Genomic DNA, 15,558 nt, shown 5'->3' on the forward strand with positions numbered 1-15,558 from the left:
ATCATCGCAGTTGTTGCAAGCAGCGGCACGTTAGCGGTAATTTAAACCACTATCATCTAAAAATCATGAAGTCAATATTTCTAATTTTATTGCTACCACTTTTGTCAGTAAAACAACCCGAGACTAAATCTGTTAGATTTGATGGTTTGTATGTAACACAGTGTTCATTTGAAGATGATATTGAAGGCGATAAACAATATTTAAGATTCTATCCTAATGGAAAAGTGATAAGCATTCCGACCGATTGCCAAGGTGATGGGGTTGAAGTAAGCAGTTGGTTTTATATTGACAATAAAGAGATTGAATATCTGAATGTTGGCGAATACAGAATTAATGGAAATCAAATTGCTTTTTCAACAGTTAGTAAGGTTGGTATTGTTGAGTATAAAGGAAAAATTACTAAAGAAGGCGTACTTAAACTTAAATACAAAAGTTTGATAAATGGTGATAGAGGAAATGAAGAGTTTAAGTTTTATCAAATTAATAATTTACCATAAACTACCACTAACAGCAGTTTGCAACAAATGCGTAGCTTGGGTTTATTAATAAGTAACAACAAAAAAACATGAACATAATAATAATCATTCTCTTAGTCTTTGCCATTCTCATTAAAATCTTTCCGCCTAAGAAGCCCAACTTTTATTATGGCTATCAATTAGGAAGTGCCAAAAACAGTGAAGCACATTGGAAACTGGCTAACCAATATGCCGCAAACTATTTGATTTTACTGTACTCTTTTTTACTGTTTTTATCAGTAATACTTCATTACTTTCAATACGACGCGGGTATTATAGTTTTATCTATTTTGGTTATCGGACAAATATTTATTTACTATTCAATTGAAAGAAAGTTAAAAACACAATTATGAAAAAAGCACTTTTATTAGCCCTTGGCCTACTTAGTATTTCCTGTGTTGAAACTAAAACCGAATTTAAAGGATTAGGCGACTTGAGTATCGGTACAGAATTCTCTTCTTTGGCTATTGCCTCTTCTTTTACAAAAGTGATGGATGATGAATTTTTCCTCAATCGTTTTGAGGTTTCAGAGGAGATTGGTGCTGTTTCCGATTTAAATGTAACCACCGAAAAAGGGAAAATATGTGAAGTAAAATTCTCCAGCAATGAAGCCACAAACACAGCCGAACTGAAAGAAATATTTAAAGCTTTGAAAGAAGAAAAAATAGACCAAAACAAGTTAATTGGTGTTGAAGAAGGCATAGTAATAAAAACCTACCAAACAGAAGATGAGACCATTTTTGTATCGGTCATAGAATACCAAAACAAGCCGCTTAAAAACGGGCAACCTTATTGTGAGTACAGCTACATACACAAAGATGCCGCAGCGAGAAATCACAACCTGACTTTAAAAAGTATGGGTAAAAAGTAATCCCTATTTAAAACAAATAAAAAAAACCTATGGAAAATAAATCTAAGAAGAATGCTTCCATCTTTATGATTTTGGGCGGATTACTGGTATTCGGCAATTATATGCTAAAACTCGACAATCAAAAAGACAATACCAATCATATCATTATTATGGTTTGTGCCGCTGTGATTGTCGTTTTGGGTTTCGTATCGCTTAGGAATATTGCCAAAAAGCAAAACCCTAACTCCTAACCCTTACTTGTCCATTACAAAACCAATAAAGATAATGAGATACTTCCTTCGTCAGTATGACAAATACTCGTGGAAATCTTCTCATACCTACAACGGAGGGAACATATAAATAAAATCCAACAAAATGAGATACTTCCTTCGTCAGTATGACAAATACACTCGTAAACCTTGTCATCCCGACAACGGAGGGAACACATAACAACTAAAGCAATAAAACTTAAGTAAAATGAACAACACAATGATTGAATATAATGAGGGTTATCATTCTTATTATGTCTACATCATTACCAATAAATACCGCTCAACATATTACATTGGAATGACCAACAATCTTGGTGTGAGATTAAAACAGCACAAAGAGAATATTGAAAAAGGTATTAAAACCTTTGCCTCTAAATACAACATTGAGTTTTTAGTTTATTATGAAAAATTTACGTGGGTACAACAAGCAATTGCCAGAGAAAAGGAAATTAAAGGTTGGAGAAGAGAAAAGAAATTAGATTTAATAAAAAATTTTAATCCTCAATTTGAGTTTTTGAATGATAGATTTATGAATCAGTAATATTCTCATTTTGAGAACGGAGATAAACAATTAACATGAAAAAAAGGGATGTGATACTTCCTTCGTCAGTATGACAAAGTGAACCAAAAACTTCTTTGTCACAAAACTCCCTACTTGTCCATCACAAACTTAAAGCCCATCGAAACGATATCGGCGCTTAAAGTATCGCTACGTTGGTAGTGGTTGAAGCGGAAATCGATATTCTTCAGACCAAATTTCCAAATGTGTGCTTTGGTAAAGATGTCAAGGTAAGTCGCTCCTACTCCGTACTGGCTGGCGTTGAACGTTGACAAATCATAATCTGACGTATAATACTTTTCAGTAGACACATGCGCTTCAAACGGGGCAAAATATTTCGATTCTGTTTGGGTGTAATAGCGATACATTGGGTAAACGGTGAAGTGATCATTCAACTTAATCGGCACTTCAATATTGGCTGTATGTGCTTGGATGCCCCAATCATCGGTATAAAAACGATAGTAAGTCCGCAGTTTAAATGTTTCGTTGATGTAGTAATTCATTCTTGCGCCTATCGGCAATTTGAAACGCGTATCCGGCAAACGCTCGATGTCATCGGCTAAGCGATAAACACCCACATTTTCAGGTGTTTCATACACCGGAATGTATTGGCTTTGCCCAATATAATAATTGGATTTATCGGCAAAATAGATGCGGTGATAAGGTGTTGATAGCAATCCTTGTTGTTGCAACACATCAAAGAAAAGGGAAGCCTGTAGTTTTTTGGTCAATATTTGCGAAAAGGCAAACGACAACGAATAAGAGTTTCGATTCACTGATTTGATATCTTCAAACTGAGAAGGCAAATAACCGGTAGTCGACACTCCGTTTTGGTCATAAACCGTTACGCCGCTAAAATACCCGTTGTTTAAGAAACCAGTGCCATAGCGGTCGTACTCATGTAATTCTGTTGGTAATATCGGTCGCCATTGGTCTAGATAAACATTGGCTTTCAAACTTAACTCGGTATTCTTTTCATTGAACAATTGGGCAATACCACCGCCAAAACCTATAGAAGTATAATCATACTCATTGGAAAACGACACATCGGCATTCCAAATAAAGTTTCTGCTGTCGGAGCTATGACTGTAATTGATGGTTACACTCGTCAAAGCATCTTGAGCTGAAGCGCCCGAAGAAGCTAGCCATGGTGTTCCATAAGGTGAACCGGCTTTGTCATCATCGTCGTCATCGTCATCACCGCCTGAAGCACCGCTACCGTTAAATGGATTAATATTACTGGAAGAAGCTGAAGTGTAAGCTGATAAACCGGCGTCAACGGTTAGAATGTCATCGGCATTCATCGGAATGCTAATTACAATGTTTGAAGCTAGATCGGTTAGTTTCTCCGAACCCATTCCGCCCGAAACAGCAGAGTGAACACCGTCCTGTTTGTAATAACTGATTAAGAAATCAACTTCGGTAGCGTCGAGAACTCGTTTTTTGAAAACAGCGGTACTGTCTTTTTCCTGAGCAAAAGAACGGTAACCGCCTAATAGGGCTAATAAGAAAATGTATTTTTTCATTTTATTTTTTAATTACAACCACAACCTCCGCCTGTTTTTCCGCCATTGGCACCGGCAGCGGCTTCTCTGTAAACCTGAAAGGTTACTTCATAGCGTTCGGCAGTTTTGGCAGACAACTTCATTTCGGTGTCGTTGATATATTCTTTTTCATATTCTTTCACTGTAGTGCAAGAAGACATGAAAACAATCAGTGTAAGTAATCCAAATATTTTAGTCATGTTGGTATTTTTTTATATCGATATTTTTTGAGGTCGTTATTTTACCTTCTTCATCCACCATAATGCAGCCTACGCCCGGTAATTGGTTGACCAAATTCATTCCTGCGTCTTTGCCCATTACGAATACGCCTGTGGCTAAGGCATCAGCAAGTTCGGTGGTTTTGGCAAATACACTCACGCTAATTAAACCCGTAGCAGGATAACCGGTACGCGTGTCAATGATATGCGAATAGCGTTTGCCATTGAAGGTGACATATTTTTCATAACTGCCCGAAGTTTCTACCGCCGTATCTTCTAAAGGGAAAGTAGCAAATATTTTGTTTTTGTTCATTGGGTTTTTAATCCCTACTTTCCATTGTTCTCCATTAGGCTGTCTGCCCCAAGTACTTATGTCTCCGGAAATATTGACCAAGCCGGCGACACAACCTTTGGAAAGCAATAAGGCTTTAACTTTATCAGCGATATAGCCCTGACCTATGCCGCCCATGCCGAGTTTCATGCCTTCGAGTTTTAAGAATACGGTTTGTTTTTCTTTGTCGATAAGGATATTTTCATACCCTACTCTTTCTACTGATTTTTTGATGGCTTCCGGCGTAGGCATTTCTTTCATGCTGCCGTCAAATTTCCATATCTTATCCAGAGAAGCATAACTGATGTCGAACGCACCATCGGTAAGTTTTGAGATTTTTATGGAACGCTCAATCAATTCGATTAATTCGGTGGGCACTTTAACTGCTTGTTTTCCGGCATTTTGATTGATTTGTGACAATGGTGTAGTGGGAATCCAATCGGAAATTAAATTCTCTATGCGTTTGACTTCGGCTATAGCCATGTCTTCATATTGATTGGCTTGCACTGTGTCTTTGGCCACCACCGTTATTTCAAACGGACTGCCCAGCAAACTCACTTTTCGTTTGTGAATCAGTTGGGCATTGGCGCTAAAACCAACGGTAAGAAATACTATTAAAAGTAATCGGTTCATGTTTATTTGATAAGGGCTTGTAGTTCGGCGATATATTTTTCGGCAGTTTGGTTTTCATACCCTTTTCGGGCGACTACTTTTCCGTTGGCATCTAATACGACAACCAATGGGAAAAAGCCATCTTTATTGTATTTTTCGGCTAATGCCAAATTGGCTTTCTTAAGTTCTTCGGGTAATACATTGGCTTTCTTTTTAGGGAAATCAGCGCGTAATAACACAAACTTTTCGTCGGCATAAGTTTTAAATTCCGTTGATTGCCAAACGTTTTTGTCTAATTTGATACAAGGTGCACACCAATCGGAGCCGGAAAATACTAAGAGGATGTTTTTGTTTTCTTTGGCTGCGGTGGCTTTGGCCTCTTCGATATTAGTGGTCCAGTTTTGAGCAAAAGTATTGGTAGTTATTAATACAAGGGCGAATAGAAAAAGGCGTTTCATGATTGAATTTTTATATAAAGAAAGTTAGGATTCATTTACCCTACCTCGTTGGGTAAAATTATAATTTAATTGTGCCATTTTAACAAGAACTTTTTTCTTAAGCTAATCTTAATAATCTTGCTATAGGGTATTGTACTCGTGATTTGTTCTAGTAATATTAATTGTATCTCTAAATGAATTATTTCAAAAAGTACTCTCCAGTTATTAGTTTGTTATTTCTATTCATCATCACCAATTTCATCCTCCGATTGGTTCTGCTCTTCCACCCTATTACACAATCAAGTTTTAGTTTAATGGAAGTCGTTAAGATATTTGTTCTTGGTTTATTTTCAGATCTATTGGTGTATGTAATAGGTAGCTCATTTTTATGGCTTTATTTGTTGTTTTTATCCAATAAGAAGTATTACAAACCTTGGGGATATTTTATTTTTGGTGGATTGGTTTTATTGATATTATATGTTTCCTTTTTCAATACTATACTCAATGAATACGGTGGTTCGTTACCTGAAATAGGTATCAGTTTCATTGCTTTAAAAACATTACTGTTTGGCTTGTTATTGTTTTTACCGAAATACCAAAAAACATTGAGATTGATACTGTTTTCGATAGCTATTTTCATCTTTGTATTGGTGATTGTTCAAAACGCTATCAGTGAGTATTTCTTTTGGAATGAATTTGGCGTTCGCTATAATTTTATTGCTGTAGATTATTTGGTTTACACCAATACTGTAATTGGCAATATCATGGAATCTTATCCTGTGATTCCTTTATTTACAGGCGTTGGATTGATAACCGGAATAATCACTTACCTCATTGTAAAACGTTCCCAACCTTTTTTGAACTACTTACCAACTTTTAGAGATAAAATATTAGGGTTAGGTACTTATGCTTTGTTATTGACATTGTCGCTATTTGCTGTTCCAATAATTGCCAAGCAGGGAAATAATAGTAATGTTTATGTAAATGAACTCGAAGCTAATGGTATATACAAATTCTACACAGCTTTCATGAACAATGAGTTGGCTTTTGATAAGTTTTATAAAACCATACCCAACGACGAAGCATTTGTCTTGTTACAAAAGCAATTAGCCGGAACAAATGGCGGAAGCACTTTGCGAACCATTACAAGTGATTCGACCGAACTTCATAAAAATGTGGTGCTGATAACAATTGAAAGTCTGAGCGAAGATTTTATGACCGAATATGGCAATGAAAAGCACATCACGCCTTTCTTGGATGCTTTGGCGGATAAGAGTTTACAATTCACAAACCTATATGCAGTAGGCAACAGAACCGTTCGCGGATTGGAAGCCGTGACTTTATGTTTGCCACCAAGTGCTGCGGAAAGCGTGGTGAAACGAGTAGATAATAAAAACAAATATTCGACAGGTAATCTATTCAAACAAAAGGGATATGCCGTAAAGTATATGTATGGCGGCGATGCTTTCTTTGACAATATGGGTGATTTTTTTGGTGGAAACGGCTATGACATCATTGATAAAAACAACTTTTTACCCGAAGAGATAACGTTTGCTAATATTTGGGGCGTATGTGATGAAGACATGTATCAAAAAGCCATCAAGGAGATGAACCGTGAAGCCCAACAAAACAAACCTTTCTTTAACCACATCATGACGGTAAGTAACCATCGCCCATTTACTTATCCAGAAGGGAAGATTGATATTTCGGGAACCGCTAAGTCGAGAAACGGTGGCGTAAAGTATACTGACTATGCTTTGAAGCAATTCTTTAAAATGGCCGAAGAGCAACCTTGGTTCAAGAATACCGTGTTTGTCATCTTAGCCGATCATTGTGCTTCAAGTTCAGGAAAAACTGAACTACCTCTAGACAAATACCGAATTCCGGCGATGGTTTATGCTCCGGGATTTATAGCGCCTAAACATGTGAAAACTTTGATGTCGCAAATTGATGTTATGCCAACGCTGTTTGGTTTGCTAAATTTTAGTTACGAGAGTAAGTTTTTCGGACAAGATGTCTTTGATAAAAACTATCAGCCAAGAGCTTTTGTGGCGACTTATCAGGATTTAGGCATGATAAAAGACAATGTGCTCACGGTTATTTCTCCGGTAAAAAAAGTAAAACAATTTCAGTTAATTCCACAAGTCAAGCCACAGATAAAACAGGAATTTCAAACACACTTTGAAGAAAAACCGATGACTGCTTTGAGAGAAGATTTAGTAAAAGAAACGATTGCCTACTATCAAAGTTCCGCCTATTTATTAAAGCATAAGAAACTCAACAAATAACCTCAAAAAAAAAGTCCCTCGAATGAGAGACTTTTTTTTTATTTATTTACAAGCTTCGAGCGCTTCTGCAAAGGACAGGATACTTTCGAGATTGTTTTTGAATTCCTTTTTTTCAACCCTTTCTAAGACTGAAGGACAGCCTTTGGCCATTTCTTCAAATCGCTTTTTCGGACCGAGCATCCAACCTGCGGAAGCATTTGATTTTCCTTCGGACTCACTGTTCATTTTGAGAATGATTTCACCGTTGAAATATTGGTAAACACTTATTTTTTTGCCAACATACATTTCTTTGGCAAACTTTTTAGTTGCAGAAGCCATAGTCATACCGCCATTATCAACAGATACACGGAAAGCTACTGTAGCATATTCTTCTCCATTGCTCAAAATCAAGCGAGAAACCTCATTCGCTTTGAAATTGCGCTCAGAGAATTTACCTTGGAAATCTTTAACCGTTACCGTAACCGCTTCGCTTAGATTCATAGATCTGCTTTTGTGCATATATCCTGCAATAGTATCTTTCTTAATGGTAAGCATGTAAGCTAAGATATAATTTTGGTCAGTTTCTATGCTGTAAGGTGCATCGCTGGCAGGCGCACTTGAAGTATTGTTGGAATAAACCGGTTGCTTTTCTTCAAAGACAAAGTTTTTGGTTTCCACGCTAAAATGGCGATTGGCGATTTGATTGGCTTTGAAAAGGGTAAGCATTTCATTATTTGTTTTCAACATCGATTCCCCATCAAATTTATCATAGTCATTGGCAATTAGTTTTTGGCAATACTCATTCGACTTAGCAGGTTTGTCTAACAAACTGTAGATTTTAGCCAAGTTAAAATAAGCGCTGTATCTGATTTTACGGTGTGCTTTTTCGTCTTCGGCATATTTGTTTGGCAACGATTCGAAATAAGCAATCGCGTCTTTTACTTCGGTTTCAATATCAGCGGTTGGTTCGGCAAAATTCATTCTGTCGAAAGCATTTTTCACAGTCAAATACGCATTGTATTCAGCCAATTGTTCCGGGTGCTTTTTATTGGCCAATATCCATAATTTATCCGTGCCCGACTTCACCGGATAACCGAATTCATCATTTAGTTCGTTGTTTAAGGTATTTACCACTTCGGTTGTAAAGTTGTTTCGAATCAAATTGTAAATACCGTATTGAAAACTCTCTGCTTGAGTATAGCTTTCGTACTCTTGACTCTTGGCGGTTTTTTGAGCGGTGAAGTTGATTATTTTATTCACTTTTCCATCACTGCTGACTACTTTGGCGTTTCCGTCTTGGGAATAAGAATAATTAACCGTGTAAAAGTATTTATTGGTCACTCTTCCGTTTTTATCTTTGGAAGAACTCATTCTGTTGGTGATGTCTTTTTTGGTAATTGCCGGATTTTGCAACACGACCTCTACGCTCAAGTAACCGTTCTTTTCTTTCTTTTCAAACCCCGAAATGGTAACTTGATTCTCAATAAAGAATTTTGATTTGCTGTATTGCAAGTTGCGGTCAATATTGGTTACAAAAGAATACGTTCGGTTCTTTTTTTCTAAAATTGGTTTGGCCGGTAACGCTACATAAGAATAATTAATATCAAATGGATCTAAATCTGTAGACTGCGCCATTACTGTTAAACCGAATAGCATAAAAAATGCTAAGAGTAATTTTTTCATGATTGTTTTAATTTTTGCCAAATATAGGCGAATTTTTAATTGATTGAACCTGTTTGTTTAACGGAATTTGAAATGATATTTTGCCCCAATTCTAATTCTTATAGTCTTTTTCAATACTTTTACAACACAAATAAACCTTTACTATCATGACCAGAAGAATTTCAGTTGCCCTGCTTTTTTTACTTTTTACCGTAACTACTTTCGCCCAAAACAATTACGCCAAATTAGACAGTTTGTTTACGCTTTTAGAAAGCAACAACAAATTTATGGGAAGTGTTGCCATTAGCGAAGGCGGAAAAATTTTATACAGTAAATCCGTTGGAGTAACCGATATGTATAGCAAAAGAAGAGCAACAAATGCAACCAAATACCGAATTGGTTCTATCTCTAAAATGTTTACTTCCGCTATGATTTTTAAAGCGGTAGAAGAAAAAAAAATAGCATTAGACCAAACTATAGAAGCTTATTTTCCATCGGTGCCCAATGCTAAGAAAATAACCATTTCTAACTTGTTGAACCACCGAAGCGGTATTTATAACATAACCAATAGTGGTGATTATTGGACGTATTACACCAAGCCCAAAACAGAAGCAGAAATGGTAGCCATTATAGCCAAAACCAAAAGCGATTTTGAACCCGACAGCAAAGCGGATTACAGTAATTCCAATTACATTTTGTTGAGTTATATCTTGGAAAAAATTTATAAAAAATCATACGGAGAAATTTTGACCGAAAAGATTACCAATCCACTTGGTTTGAAAAATACTTATTTAGGCAACAGAATCAATTTAGGAAAAAATGAATGTTACTCTTTTACATACACTGAAAATTGGGACACTGAAAAAGAAACCGATCCTTCAATTCCGCTTGGTGCCGGCGCTGTAGTTTCCAACCCAACTGATTTAAACATTTTTATCGAAAGTTTATTTGCCGGAAAGATTATTTCCAAAAAGAGTTTACACCAAATGACCACTATCAAAGACAATTATGGAATGGGCATTTTTCAACTTCCGTTTGATAAAAGAAAAGGATTTGGTCATACCGGTGGAATCGATGGTTTTAGTTCATCATTGGGTTACTTTCCCGACAGTAATGTATCGGTCGCCTTAACTTCTAACGGCAATAATTTTGACAACAATCAAATTATGATTGCCTTATTAAGTACTTACTATGCTGTGCCTTTTGAAATGCCTTCTTTTAAAACGATTGCCTTAACCGAAGAAGAATTAGACAAATACCTTGGCAATTTTGCCAGTGAAGAATTGGCGATGACTATCAAAGTTACCAGAAAAGCCGATAAACTCTTCGCTCAAGCAACTGGTCAAGGTGAATTTCCTTTAGACGCTACTAAGGCTGATACTTTTGAATTTTTAGCAGCCGGAATCAAAATGAAATTTGATTTAGCCAACCAACAAATGACCTTGCTTCAAGGTGGTAAAAGTTATATTTTTAGAAAGATTTAAATTGATACTAATGGTCTGAACCCAAATTTATAGTTACTTTTAATTATGTTTAGACACCAAGGCAAAGCCCGAACCTTTCTGCACAACCTGCGATTAGCGGCATTATTGTCATTGGTTGCCGGTATTGTGAATATCACAGGCGTTTTGGCTTTAAAAACCCTTACCACAAACGTCACGGGACATTTTGCATACTTTGCCGAAGAGATCATGCGCAAAGATTATGCAATAGCCATTACTTTTTTGGTCTTTACTTTGTGCTTTTTATTGGGTTCGTTTACCGCAAATACTATAGTCGAAATTGTTTTACAAAAACGACCAAGATTGGCCCATGTGGTTCCTATCGCGTTAGAAATTGTTATACTTACTGGTGTTGGCTTGTTTTTCGGGACTTCGAGTATTTATGACACCCACGGAAAAATTGAAGCTTTCCTATTGCTTTTTGCGATGGGTATTCAAAATTCATTGGTAACCAAAGTATCACAGTCGACCGTTAGAACTACGCACTTAACCGGTTTGTTTACCGATTTGGGTATCGAACTTTCCCAATTGTTCTTTTACAAAAAACCCGAACAGCAAACGAAGTTAAAAACCAACATTTACCTGAGATTATCCATCATTTCGTTCTTCTTCATCGGCTGTGTTTTGGGTGGATTTGCTTATGGGTATTGGCAAATAAAAACCTTATTGATTGCCTCATTCATATTAGTCATAGCGCTGTTTTATGATTATCTTCGATTAAAGTTTTTTGAAATTACTAGAAAATCATTTGAATTATAATTTATGCTGCATTTCAACAGAAACTACTTTCTACTGACCATTTTGCTTTTTTTTATTGAAGTTGGTATCGCATTATTTGTTCACGATAACTTTGTCCGACCTTATTTGGGTGATGTTTTGGTCGTGATTTTAATTTACTGCTTTGTAAAATCATTTTTAAAAGTATCAGTAATCAAAGCAGCAATTGCAGTTTTACTGTTTGCCTTCAGTATTGAAACACTGCAATATTTAGCAATAGTGGAAAAATTAGGATTAGAAAACAACAAAATGGCCAAAACCGTAATTGGCACTTCTTTTTCTTGGGAAGATATTCTGGCATACATGGCCGGAATTGTTTTAGTGATTGTTTTTGAGAAGATTTTTAATAGAAAAAAAAAGCTTTAAAAGTGTGAATTTTACAATGATTAGTCTAAATAGTAAAATATATTCTGATCAGCATTGCTTATTTTTATACTTTAAAAGTTTTATAAATTTAAAGTATTAATTATGAAAAAAATATTTCTTTCGGCAATCGCTATTACTTTTGTTTTGGCATCTTGTAACCAAAAAAGCAAAGAAGATTCTGTGGATGATGCAGAACTTAATAGTGTTGAAACAGAATTTAAAAACAATGACACTATATCAATTGTAACAGATACAGTTCGAACAGAAACCCAACAAGCGGTTTCCTCTCTATATGCCTGTCCAATGCACCCGGAAGAACAAGGTGATTTGGATGATGAGTGTCCAAAATGCGGCATGAAATTGACGGAACCAGTTCAGTAAGTGTTTGTTGTGTAACCTTATTATTTAAACCAACTTTGAAATGCGATTATTTTAAAGTTGGTTTATCTTTGTATAGCTAAAACAATAAGGATGAAAATTTACATCAAAAATATGGTCTGCAGTCGATGTAAAATGGTAGTAAAATCCGTTTTTGAAACTGTTGGAATTGAAACCTTAGCTATTGATTTGGGAGAAGTTGAGTTAAAGAGCGAAATCAGTGAAACCCAAAAATCAGCTTTATCAAAAGCACTTAAACCCTTGGGCTTTGAAATTATCGATGATAAAAAGAGCAAAACTATAGACCGTATCAAAACACTCATCATTGATTTGGTCCAAAACAAAAACAACGATTTAAAAAGCAATCTATCCCATTATTTGTCTCAAAACCTCAATCAGGATTACAACACGCTAAGCAATCTTTTTTCAGAGGTAGAAAACACCACCATCGAGAAATATTTTATCCATCAAAAAATTGAGAAGATAAAAGAGCTCATTATTTATGATGAACTTTCCCTGAGTGAAATTGCTTATTCGCTCAATTACAGCAGTGTTTCGCATTTGAGTAACCAATTCAAAAAAATAACCGGCTACTCACCTACTTATTTCAAAAACTTAAAGCTCATCAAAAGAAAGCAAATAGAAGATTTGTAAATCTTGCAAATCATCCCCAAAATTGTGCAAATCCCCAAAATGGTTATAACGGAAATTTGTATTCAAATACTATAATTATGATACATACCTATAACATTACCGGAATGACTTGCGATGGCTGTCGCAGCAAAGTTGAAAAAACACTGAATACGATTGATGGGATTCAAGCAGTCGTTACTCTTAATCCACCAGTGGCGACAATCACTATGGAAAATCATATTTCAACTGAAAAATTACAAGAAGTCTTAACTGCCGTTGGAAACTACACTATAGCAATGGATAATGGTAGTCACCAAAAGGAAATCACCCATGCTCCAATAGCAAAATCATGTTGCTCTGTTCCTACTCACACTGATAACAAAGCTTCTCAAGTTCCAAAAAATGCTGCCGGAAAATACTATTGCCCGATGCATTGTGAAGGCGATAAAGTCTACGACAAACCCGGCGATTGTCCGGTTTGTGGGATGGATTTAGTAAAAGCTCCTGATTTAGCAGTTGCCAAAACAAGCTACACTTGCCCGATGCATCCTGAAGTTATTCAAGAGCATCCGGGTTCCTGCCCCATTTGCGGAATGGATTTAATTCCCATGGAACCGAAAGATGACGAAGACCAAAAGACGTATCTTGATTTACTCCACAAAATGAAAATCGCCGTGCTTTTCACCGTTCCGATTTTTGCCATTGCCATGATCGAAATGTCACACAATAATCCTTTACTGCAAATAATGAGTGTCGCAAAATGGAATTGGGTGCAATTGCTACTAACGCTTCCGGTAGTTTTTTATAGTGGCTGGATATTTTTTATCAGAGCTTGGAAATCTATCATTACTTGGAATTTAAACATGTTTACCTTAATCGGAATCGGAACCGGTGCTGCTTTTTTATTTAGTCTTTTCGGAATGTTTTTTCCGGATATATTTCCGGCCGAATTTAAAACCGAGCATGGAACAATCCATCTCTATTTTGAGGCAACGACGGTGATTCTGACTTTAGTTTTATTGGGACAATTATTAGAAGCTCGAGCGCATAGTCAAACCAATAGTGCCATTAAAGCCTTACTCAAATTGGCCCCAACAGAAGCCACACTAATTATTGATGGTTCAGACAAAGTCATTTCCATTCATGATATTAAAAAAGGAGATTTATTACGGGTGAAACCGGGCGATAAAATTCCGGTTGACGGAAAAATAACAGATGGCGAAAGTAGTATTGATGAAGCCATGATTACCGGCGAACCTATTCCTGTAGATAAAACAATAGATGATCCAGTAATCGCAGGAACAATCAACGGCAACAAAACGTTTGTTATGGTAGCAGAAAAAGTAGGCTCAGACACGTTACTCTCTCAAATAGTTAAAATGGTCAATGATGCCAGTCGTTCCCGAGCACCGATTCAGAAACTAGCCGATAGTATTGCCAAGTATTTTGTTCCGATTGTGGTTATTGTTGCTGTAATTACATTTTTTATTTGGGCCAAATTCGGTCCAGAACCTGCACTGGTTTACGGATTTATCAATGCCATTGCAGTCTTAATTATTGCTTGTCCGTGTGCTTTGGGTTTGGCGACACCAATGTCGGTAATGGTAGGCGTTGGTAAAGGTGCGGAATCAGGTGTATTGATTAAAAATGCAGAAGCTCTGGAAAATATGGATAAAGTGGATGTTTTAATCACTGATAAAACCGGAACTATTACGGAAGGAAAACCATCGGTGGAAAAAATATATGCTTCCAATAATAACGAAAATGAAGTGTTGCAATATATTGCTTCCTTAAATCAATATAGCGAACATCCATTGGCGCAAGCGATTGTCAATTACGCAAAAGAAAAATCGGTTACCTTGATTGAAGTCAGAGATTTTGAGGCCATCATAGGAAAAGGCGTTGTAGGAAGTGTCGGCGGTACAAAAGTGGTTTTAGGCAATAGAAAATTAATGGAACAAATGCAAGCAAGTATTTCCGAAGATTTGGAAACCAAAGTGGTGGCGGAACAAAAATTAGGCAAAACCGTTTCCTATATCGCTGTAGATAAGGTTGCAATTAGTTATGTTTCAATTTCAGATGCTATAAAATCTTCAAGTGTTGCTGCTATTACATCGCTAATTAGTAAAGGAGTATCGGTAATTATGTTAACGGGAGATAATCAAAATACTGCAAAAGCCGTAGCCGATGAACTGCACCTCACTTCTTTCAAAGCAGGCTGTTTACCCGAAGACAAACTTAAAGAAATAAAACGCCTCCAAGCCGAAGGAAAAATTGTAGCGATGGCAGGCGATGGCATCAATGATGCACCGGCATTAGCGCAAGCCAATGTGGGAATTGCAATGGGAACAGGAACTGATGTAGCGATTGAAAGCGCAAAAATTACTTTAGTTAAAGGCGATTTACAAGGAATCGTTAAAGCCAAAGATTTAAGTCACGCTGTGATGAAAAACATCAGACAAAATTTATTTTTTGCCTTTTTCTATAATGTATTAGGGATTCCAATCGCGGCCGGAGTACTGTATCCCTATTTTGGAATTTTATTATCGCCAATGATTGCAGCACTGGCAATGAGTTTTAGTTCTGTTTCTGTAATTGCCAATGCTTTGCGCTTGCGAAGTCTAAAATTATAAAT

General features: G+C 36.4%; 17 protein-coding genes. 12 read left to right on the plus strand and 5 right to left on the minus strand.

Translation table 11 applies throughout. From position 1 onward, the window contains the following. Positions 1-65: 65 nt before the first annotated feature. From ACK4HO_RS08225 to ACK4HO_RS08245, 5 genes are all read left to right on the plus strand, one after another. A complete protein-coding gene (locus ACK4HO_RS08225; RefSeq protein ID WP_409664771.1) occupies positions 66-497 on the plus strand; it encodes a hypothetical protein in 432 nt (143 codons plus the stop codon). Positions 498-565: 68 nt separating this feature from the next. After that, on the plus strand, positions 566-868 hold the full coding sequence (locus ACK4HO_RS08230; protein ID WP_409664772.1) for an SdpI family protein: 303 nt from the start codon (positions 566-568) through the stop codon (positions 866-868). Continuing rightward, the gene (locus ACK4HO_RS08235) at positions 865-1,386 is read left to right on the plus strand and encodes a hypothetical protein (RefSeq protein WP_409664774.1); all 522 of its coding nucleotides are present in this window, start codon (positions 865-867) and stop codon (positions 1,384-1,386) included. Before ACK4HO_RS08230 ends, ACK4HO_RS08235 begins: the two co-directional genes overlap by 4 nt. Before the next feature lie 29 nt (positions 1,387-1,415). Continuing rightward, positions 1,416-1,616, plus strand: coding sequence for a hypothetical protein (locus ACK4HO_RS08240; protein ID WP_409664776.1), 201 nt, complete (start codon positions 1,416-1,418; stop codon positions 1,614-1,616). A 226-nt stretch (positions 1,617-1,842) separates the two neighbouring features. Continuing rightward, entirely contained in the window at positions 1,843-2,178 is a 336-nt protein-coding gene (locus tag ACK4HO_RS08245; protein WP_409664777.1) for a GIY-YIG nuclease family protein, read from the plus strand. Between the two features lie 110 nt (positions 2,179-2,288). Here ACK4HO_RS08245 and ACK4HO_RS08250 read toward each other — a convergent pair whose 3' ends face one another. The 4 genes from ACK4HO_RS08250 to ACK4HO_RS08265 are packed head-to-tail and all read right to left on the minus strand — an operon-like array spanning position 2,289 to position 5,359. Then, positions 2,289-3,722, minus strand: a complete 1,434-nt coding sequence (locus tag ACK4HO_RS08250) for a DUF3570 domain-containing protein (RefSeq protein ID WP_409664779.1) — start codon at positions 3,720-3,722, stop codon at positions 2,289-2,291. Positions 3,723-3,730: 8 nt separating this feature from the next. Continuing rightward, positions 3,731-3,940, minus strand: coding sequence for a DUF4266 domain-containing protein (locus tag ACK4HO_RS08255; RefSeq protein WP_409664781.1), 210 nt, complete (start codon positions 3,938-3,940; stop codon positions 3,731-3,733). Continuing rightward, positions 3,933-4,922 (minus strand): FAD:protein FMN transferase, encoded by a 990-nt coding sequence (locus ACK4HO_RS08260; RefSeq protein ID WP_409664783.1) that lies wholly within the window; start codon positions 4,920-4,922, stop codon positions 3,933-3,935. Before ACK4HO_RS08260 ends, ACK4HO_RS08255 begins: the two co-directional genes overlap by 8 nt. 2 nt (positions 4,923-4,924) lie before the next feature. Beyond that, positions 4,925-5,359: a thioredoxin family protein gene (locus ACK4HO_RS08265; protein ID WP_409664785.1), complete on the minus strand. Its 435-nt coding sequence runs from the start codon at positions 5,357-5,359 to the stop codon at positions 4,925-4,927. Positions 5,360-5,532: 173 nt separating this feature from the next. Between ACK4HO_RS08265 and ACK4HO_RS08270 the strand changes: the two genes are divergently transcribed. Beyond that, a complete protein-coding gene (locus tag ACK4HO_RS08270; protein WP_409664787.1) occupies positions 5,533-7,626 on the plus strand; it encodes an LTA synthase family protein in 2,094 nt (697 codons plus the stop codon). Between the two features lie 42 nt (positions 7,627-7,668). Here the strand turns inward: ACK4HO_RS08270 and ACK4HO_RS08275 are convergent, their stop codons facing one another. Further along, positions 7,669-9,288, minus strand: coding sequence for a hypothetical protein (locus ACK4HO_RS08275; protein WP_409664789.1), 1,620 nt, complete (start codon positions 9,286-9,288; stop codon positions 7,669-7,671). Between the two features lie 146 nt (positions 9,289-9,434). On the opposite strand from ACK4HO_RS08275, the gene ACK4HO_RS08280 reads away from it, so the two are divergent. From ACK4HO_RS08280 to ACK4HO_RS08305, 6 genes are all read left to right on the plus strand, one after another. Next, positions 9,435-10,751: a serine hydrolase domain-containing protein gene (locus ACK4HO_RS08280; protein ID WP_409664791.1), complete on the plus strand. Its 1,317-nt coding sequence runs from the start codon at positions 9,435-9,437 to the stop codon at positions 10,749-10,751. A gap of 45 nt (positions 10,752-10,796) precedes the next feature. Further along, on the plus strand, positions 10,797-11,528 hold the full coding sequence (locus ACK4HO_RS08285; RefSeq protein ID WP_409664793.1) for a YoaK family protein: 732 nt from the start codon (positions 10,797-10,799) through the stop codon (positions 11,526-11,528). 3 nt (positions 11,529-11,531) lie between these two features. Further along, positions 11,532-11,912, plus strand: a complete 381-nt coding sequence (locus tag ACK4HO_RS08290; RefSeq protein ID WP_409664795.1) for a DUF2809 domain-containing protein — start codon at positions 11,532-11,534, stop codon at positions 11,910-11,912. A gap of 102 nt (positions 11,913-12,014) precedes the next feature. Continuing rightward, on the plus strand, positions 12,015-12,293 hold the full coding sequence (locus tag ACK4HO_RS08295) for a heavy metal-binding domain-containing protein (protein WP_409664797.1): 279 nt from the start codon (positions 12,015-12,017) through the stop codon (positions 12,291-12,293). Between the two features lie 90 nt (positions 12,294-12,383). After that, a complete protein-coding gene (locus ACK4HO_RS08300; protein ID WP_409664799.1) occupies positions 12,384-12,944 on the plus strand; it encodes an AraC family transcriptional regulator in 561 nt (186 codons plus the stop codon). 77 nt (positions 12,945-13,021) lie between these two features. Continuing rightward, a complete protein-coding gene (locus tag ACK4HO_RS08305; RefSeq protein ID WP_409664801.1) occupies positions 13,022-15,556 on the plus strand; it encodes a heavy metal translocating P-type ATPase in 2,535 nt (844 codons plus the stop codon). Positions 15,557-15,558 lie beyond the last annotated feature (2 nt).

This window comes from Flavobacterium sp. (assembly GCF_046296355.1).
GTDB lineage: Bacteria > Bacteroidota > Bacteroidia > Flavobacteriales > Flavobacteriaceae > Flavobacterium.

Coding starts and splice junctions, on each gene's coding strand:
- ACK4HO_RS08225 (WP_409664771.1), top strand. CDS start 66: ATGAAGTCAATATTTCTAATTTTATTGCTACCACTTTTGTCAGTAAAA.
- ACK4HO_RS08230 (WP_409664772.1), top strand. CDS start 566: ATGAACATAATAATAATCATTCTCTTAGTCTTTGCCATTCTCATTAAA.
- ACK4HO_RS08235 (WP_409664774.1), top strand. CDS start 865: ATGAAAAAAGCACTTTTATTAGCCCTTGGCCTACTTAGTATTTCCTGT.
- ACK4HO_RS08240 (WP_409664776.1), top strand. CDS start 1,416: ATGGAAAATAAATCTAAGAAGAATGCTTCCATCTTTATGATTTTGGGC.
- ACK4HO_RS08245 (WP_409664777.1), top strand. CDS start 1,843: ATGAACAACACAATGATTGAATATAATGAGGGTTATCATTCTTATTAT.
- ACK4HO_RS08250 (WP_409664779.1), bottom strand. CDS start 3,722: ATGAAAAAATACATTTTCTTATTAGCCCTATTAGGCGGTTACCGTTCT.
- ACK4HO_RS08255 (WP_409664781.1), bottom strand. CDS start 3,940: ATGACTAAAATATTTGGATTACTTACACTGATTGTTTTCATGTCTTCT.
- ACK4HO_RS08260 (WP_409664783.1), bottom strand. CDS start 4,922: ATGAACCGATTACTTTTAATAGTATTTCTTACCGTTGGTTTTAGCGCC.
- ACK4HO_RS08265 (WP_409664785.1), bottom strand. CDS start 5,359: ATGAAACGCCTTTTTCTATTCGCCCTTGTATTAATAACTACCAATACT.
- ACK4HO_RS08270 (WP_409664787.1), top strand. CDS start 5,533: ATGAATTATTTCAAAAAGTACTCTCCAGTTATTAGTTTGTTATTTCTA.
- ACK4HO_RS08275 (WP_409664789.1), bottom strand. CDS start 9,288: ATGAAAAAATTACTCTTAGCATTTTTTATGCTATTCGGTTTAACAGTA.
- ACK4HO_RS08280 (WP_409664791.1), top strand. CDS start 9,435: ATGACCAGAAGAATTTCAGTTGCCCTGCTTTTTTTACTTTTTACCGTA.
- ACK4HO_RS08285 (WP_409664793.1), top strand. CDS start 10,797: ATGTTTAGACACCAAGGCAAAGCCCGAACCTTTCTGCACAACCTGCGA.
- ACK4HO_RS08290 (WP_409664795.1), top strand. CDS start 11,532: ATGCTGCATTTCAACAGAAACTACTTTCTACTGACCATTTTGCTTTTT.
- ACK4HO_RS08295 (WP_409664797.1), top strand. CDS start 12,015: ATGAAAAAAATATTTCTTTCGGCAATCGCTATTACTTTTGTTTTGGCA.
- ACK4HO_RS08300 (WP_409664799.1), top strand. CDS start 12,384: ATGAAAATTTACATCAAAAATATGGTCTGCAGTCGATGTAAAATGGTA.
- ACK4HO_RS08305 (WP_409664801.1), top strand. CDS start 13,022: ATGATACATACCTATAACATTACCGGAATGACTTGCGATGGCTGTCGC.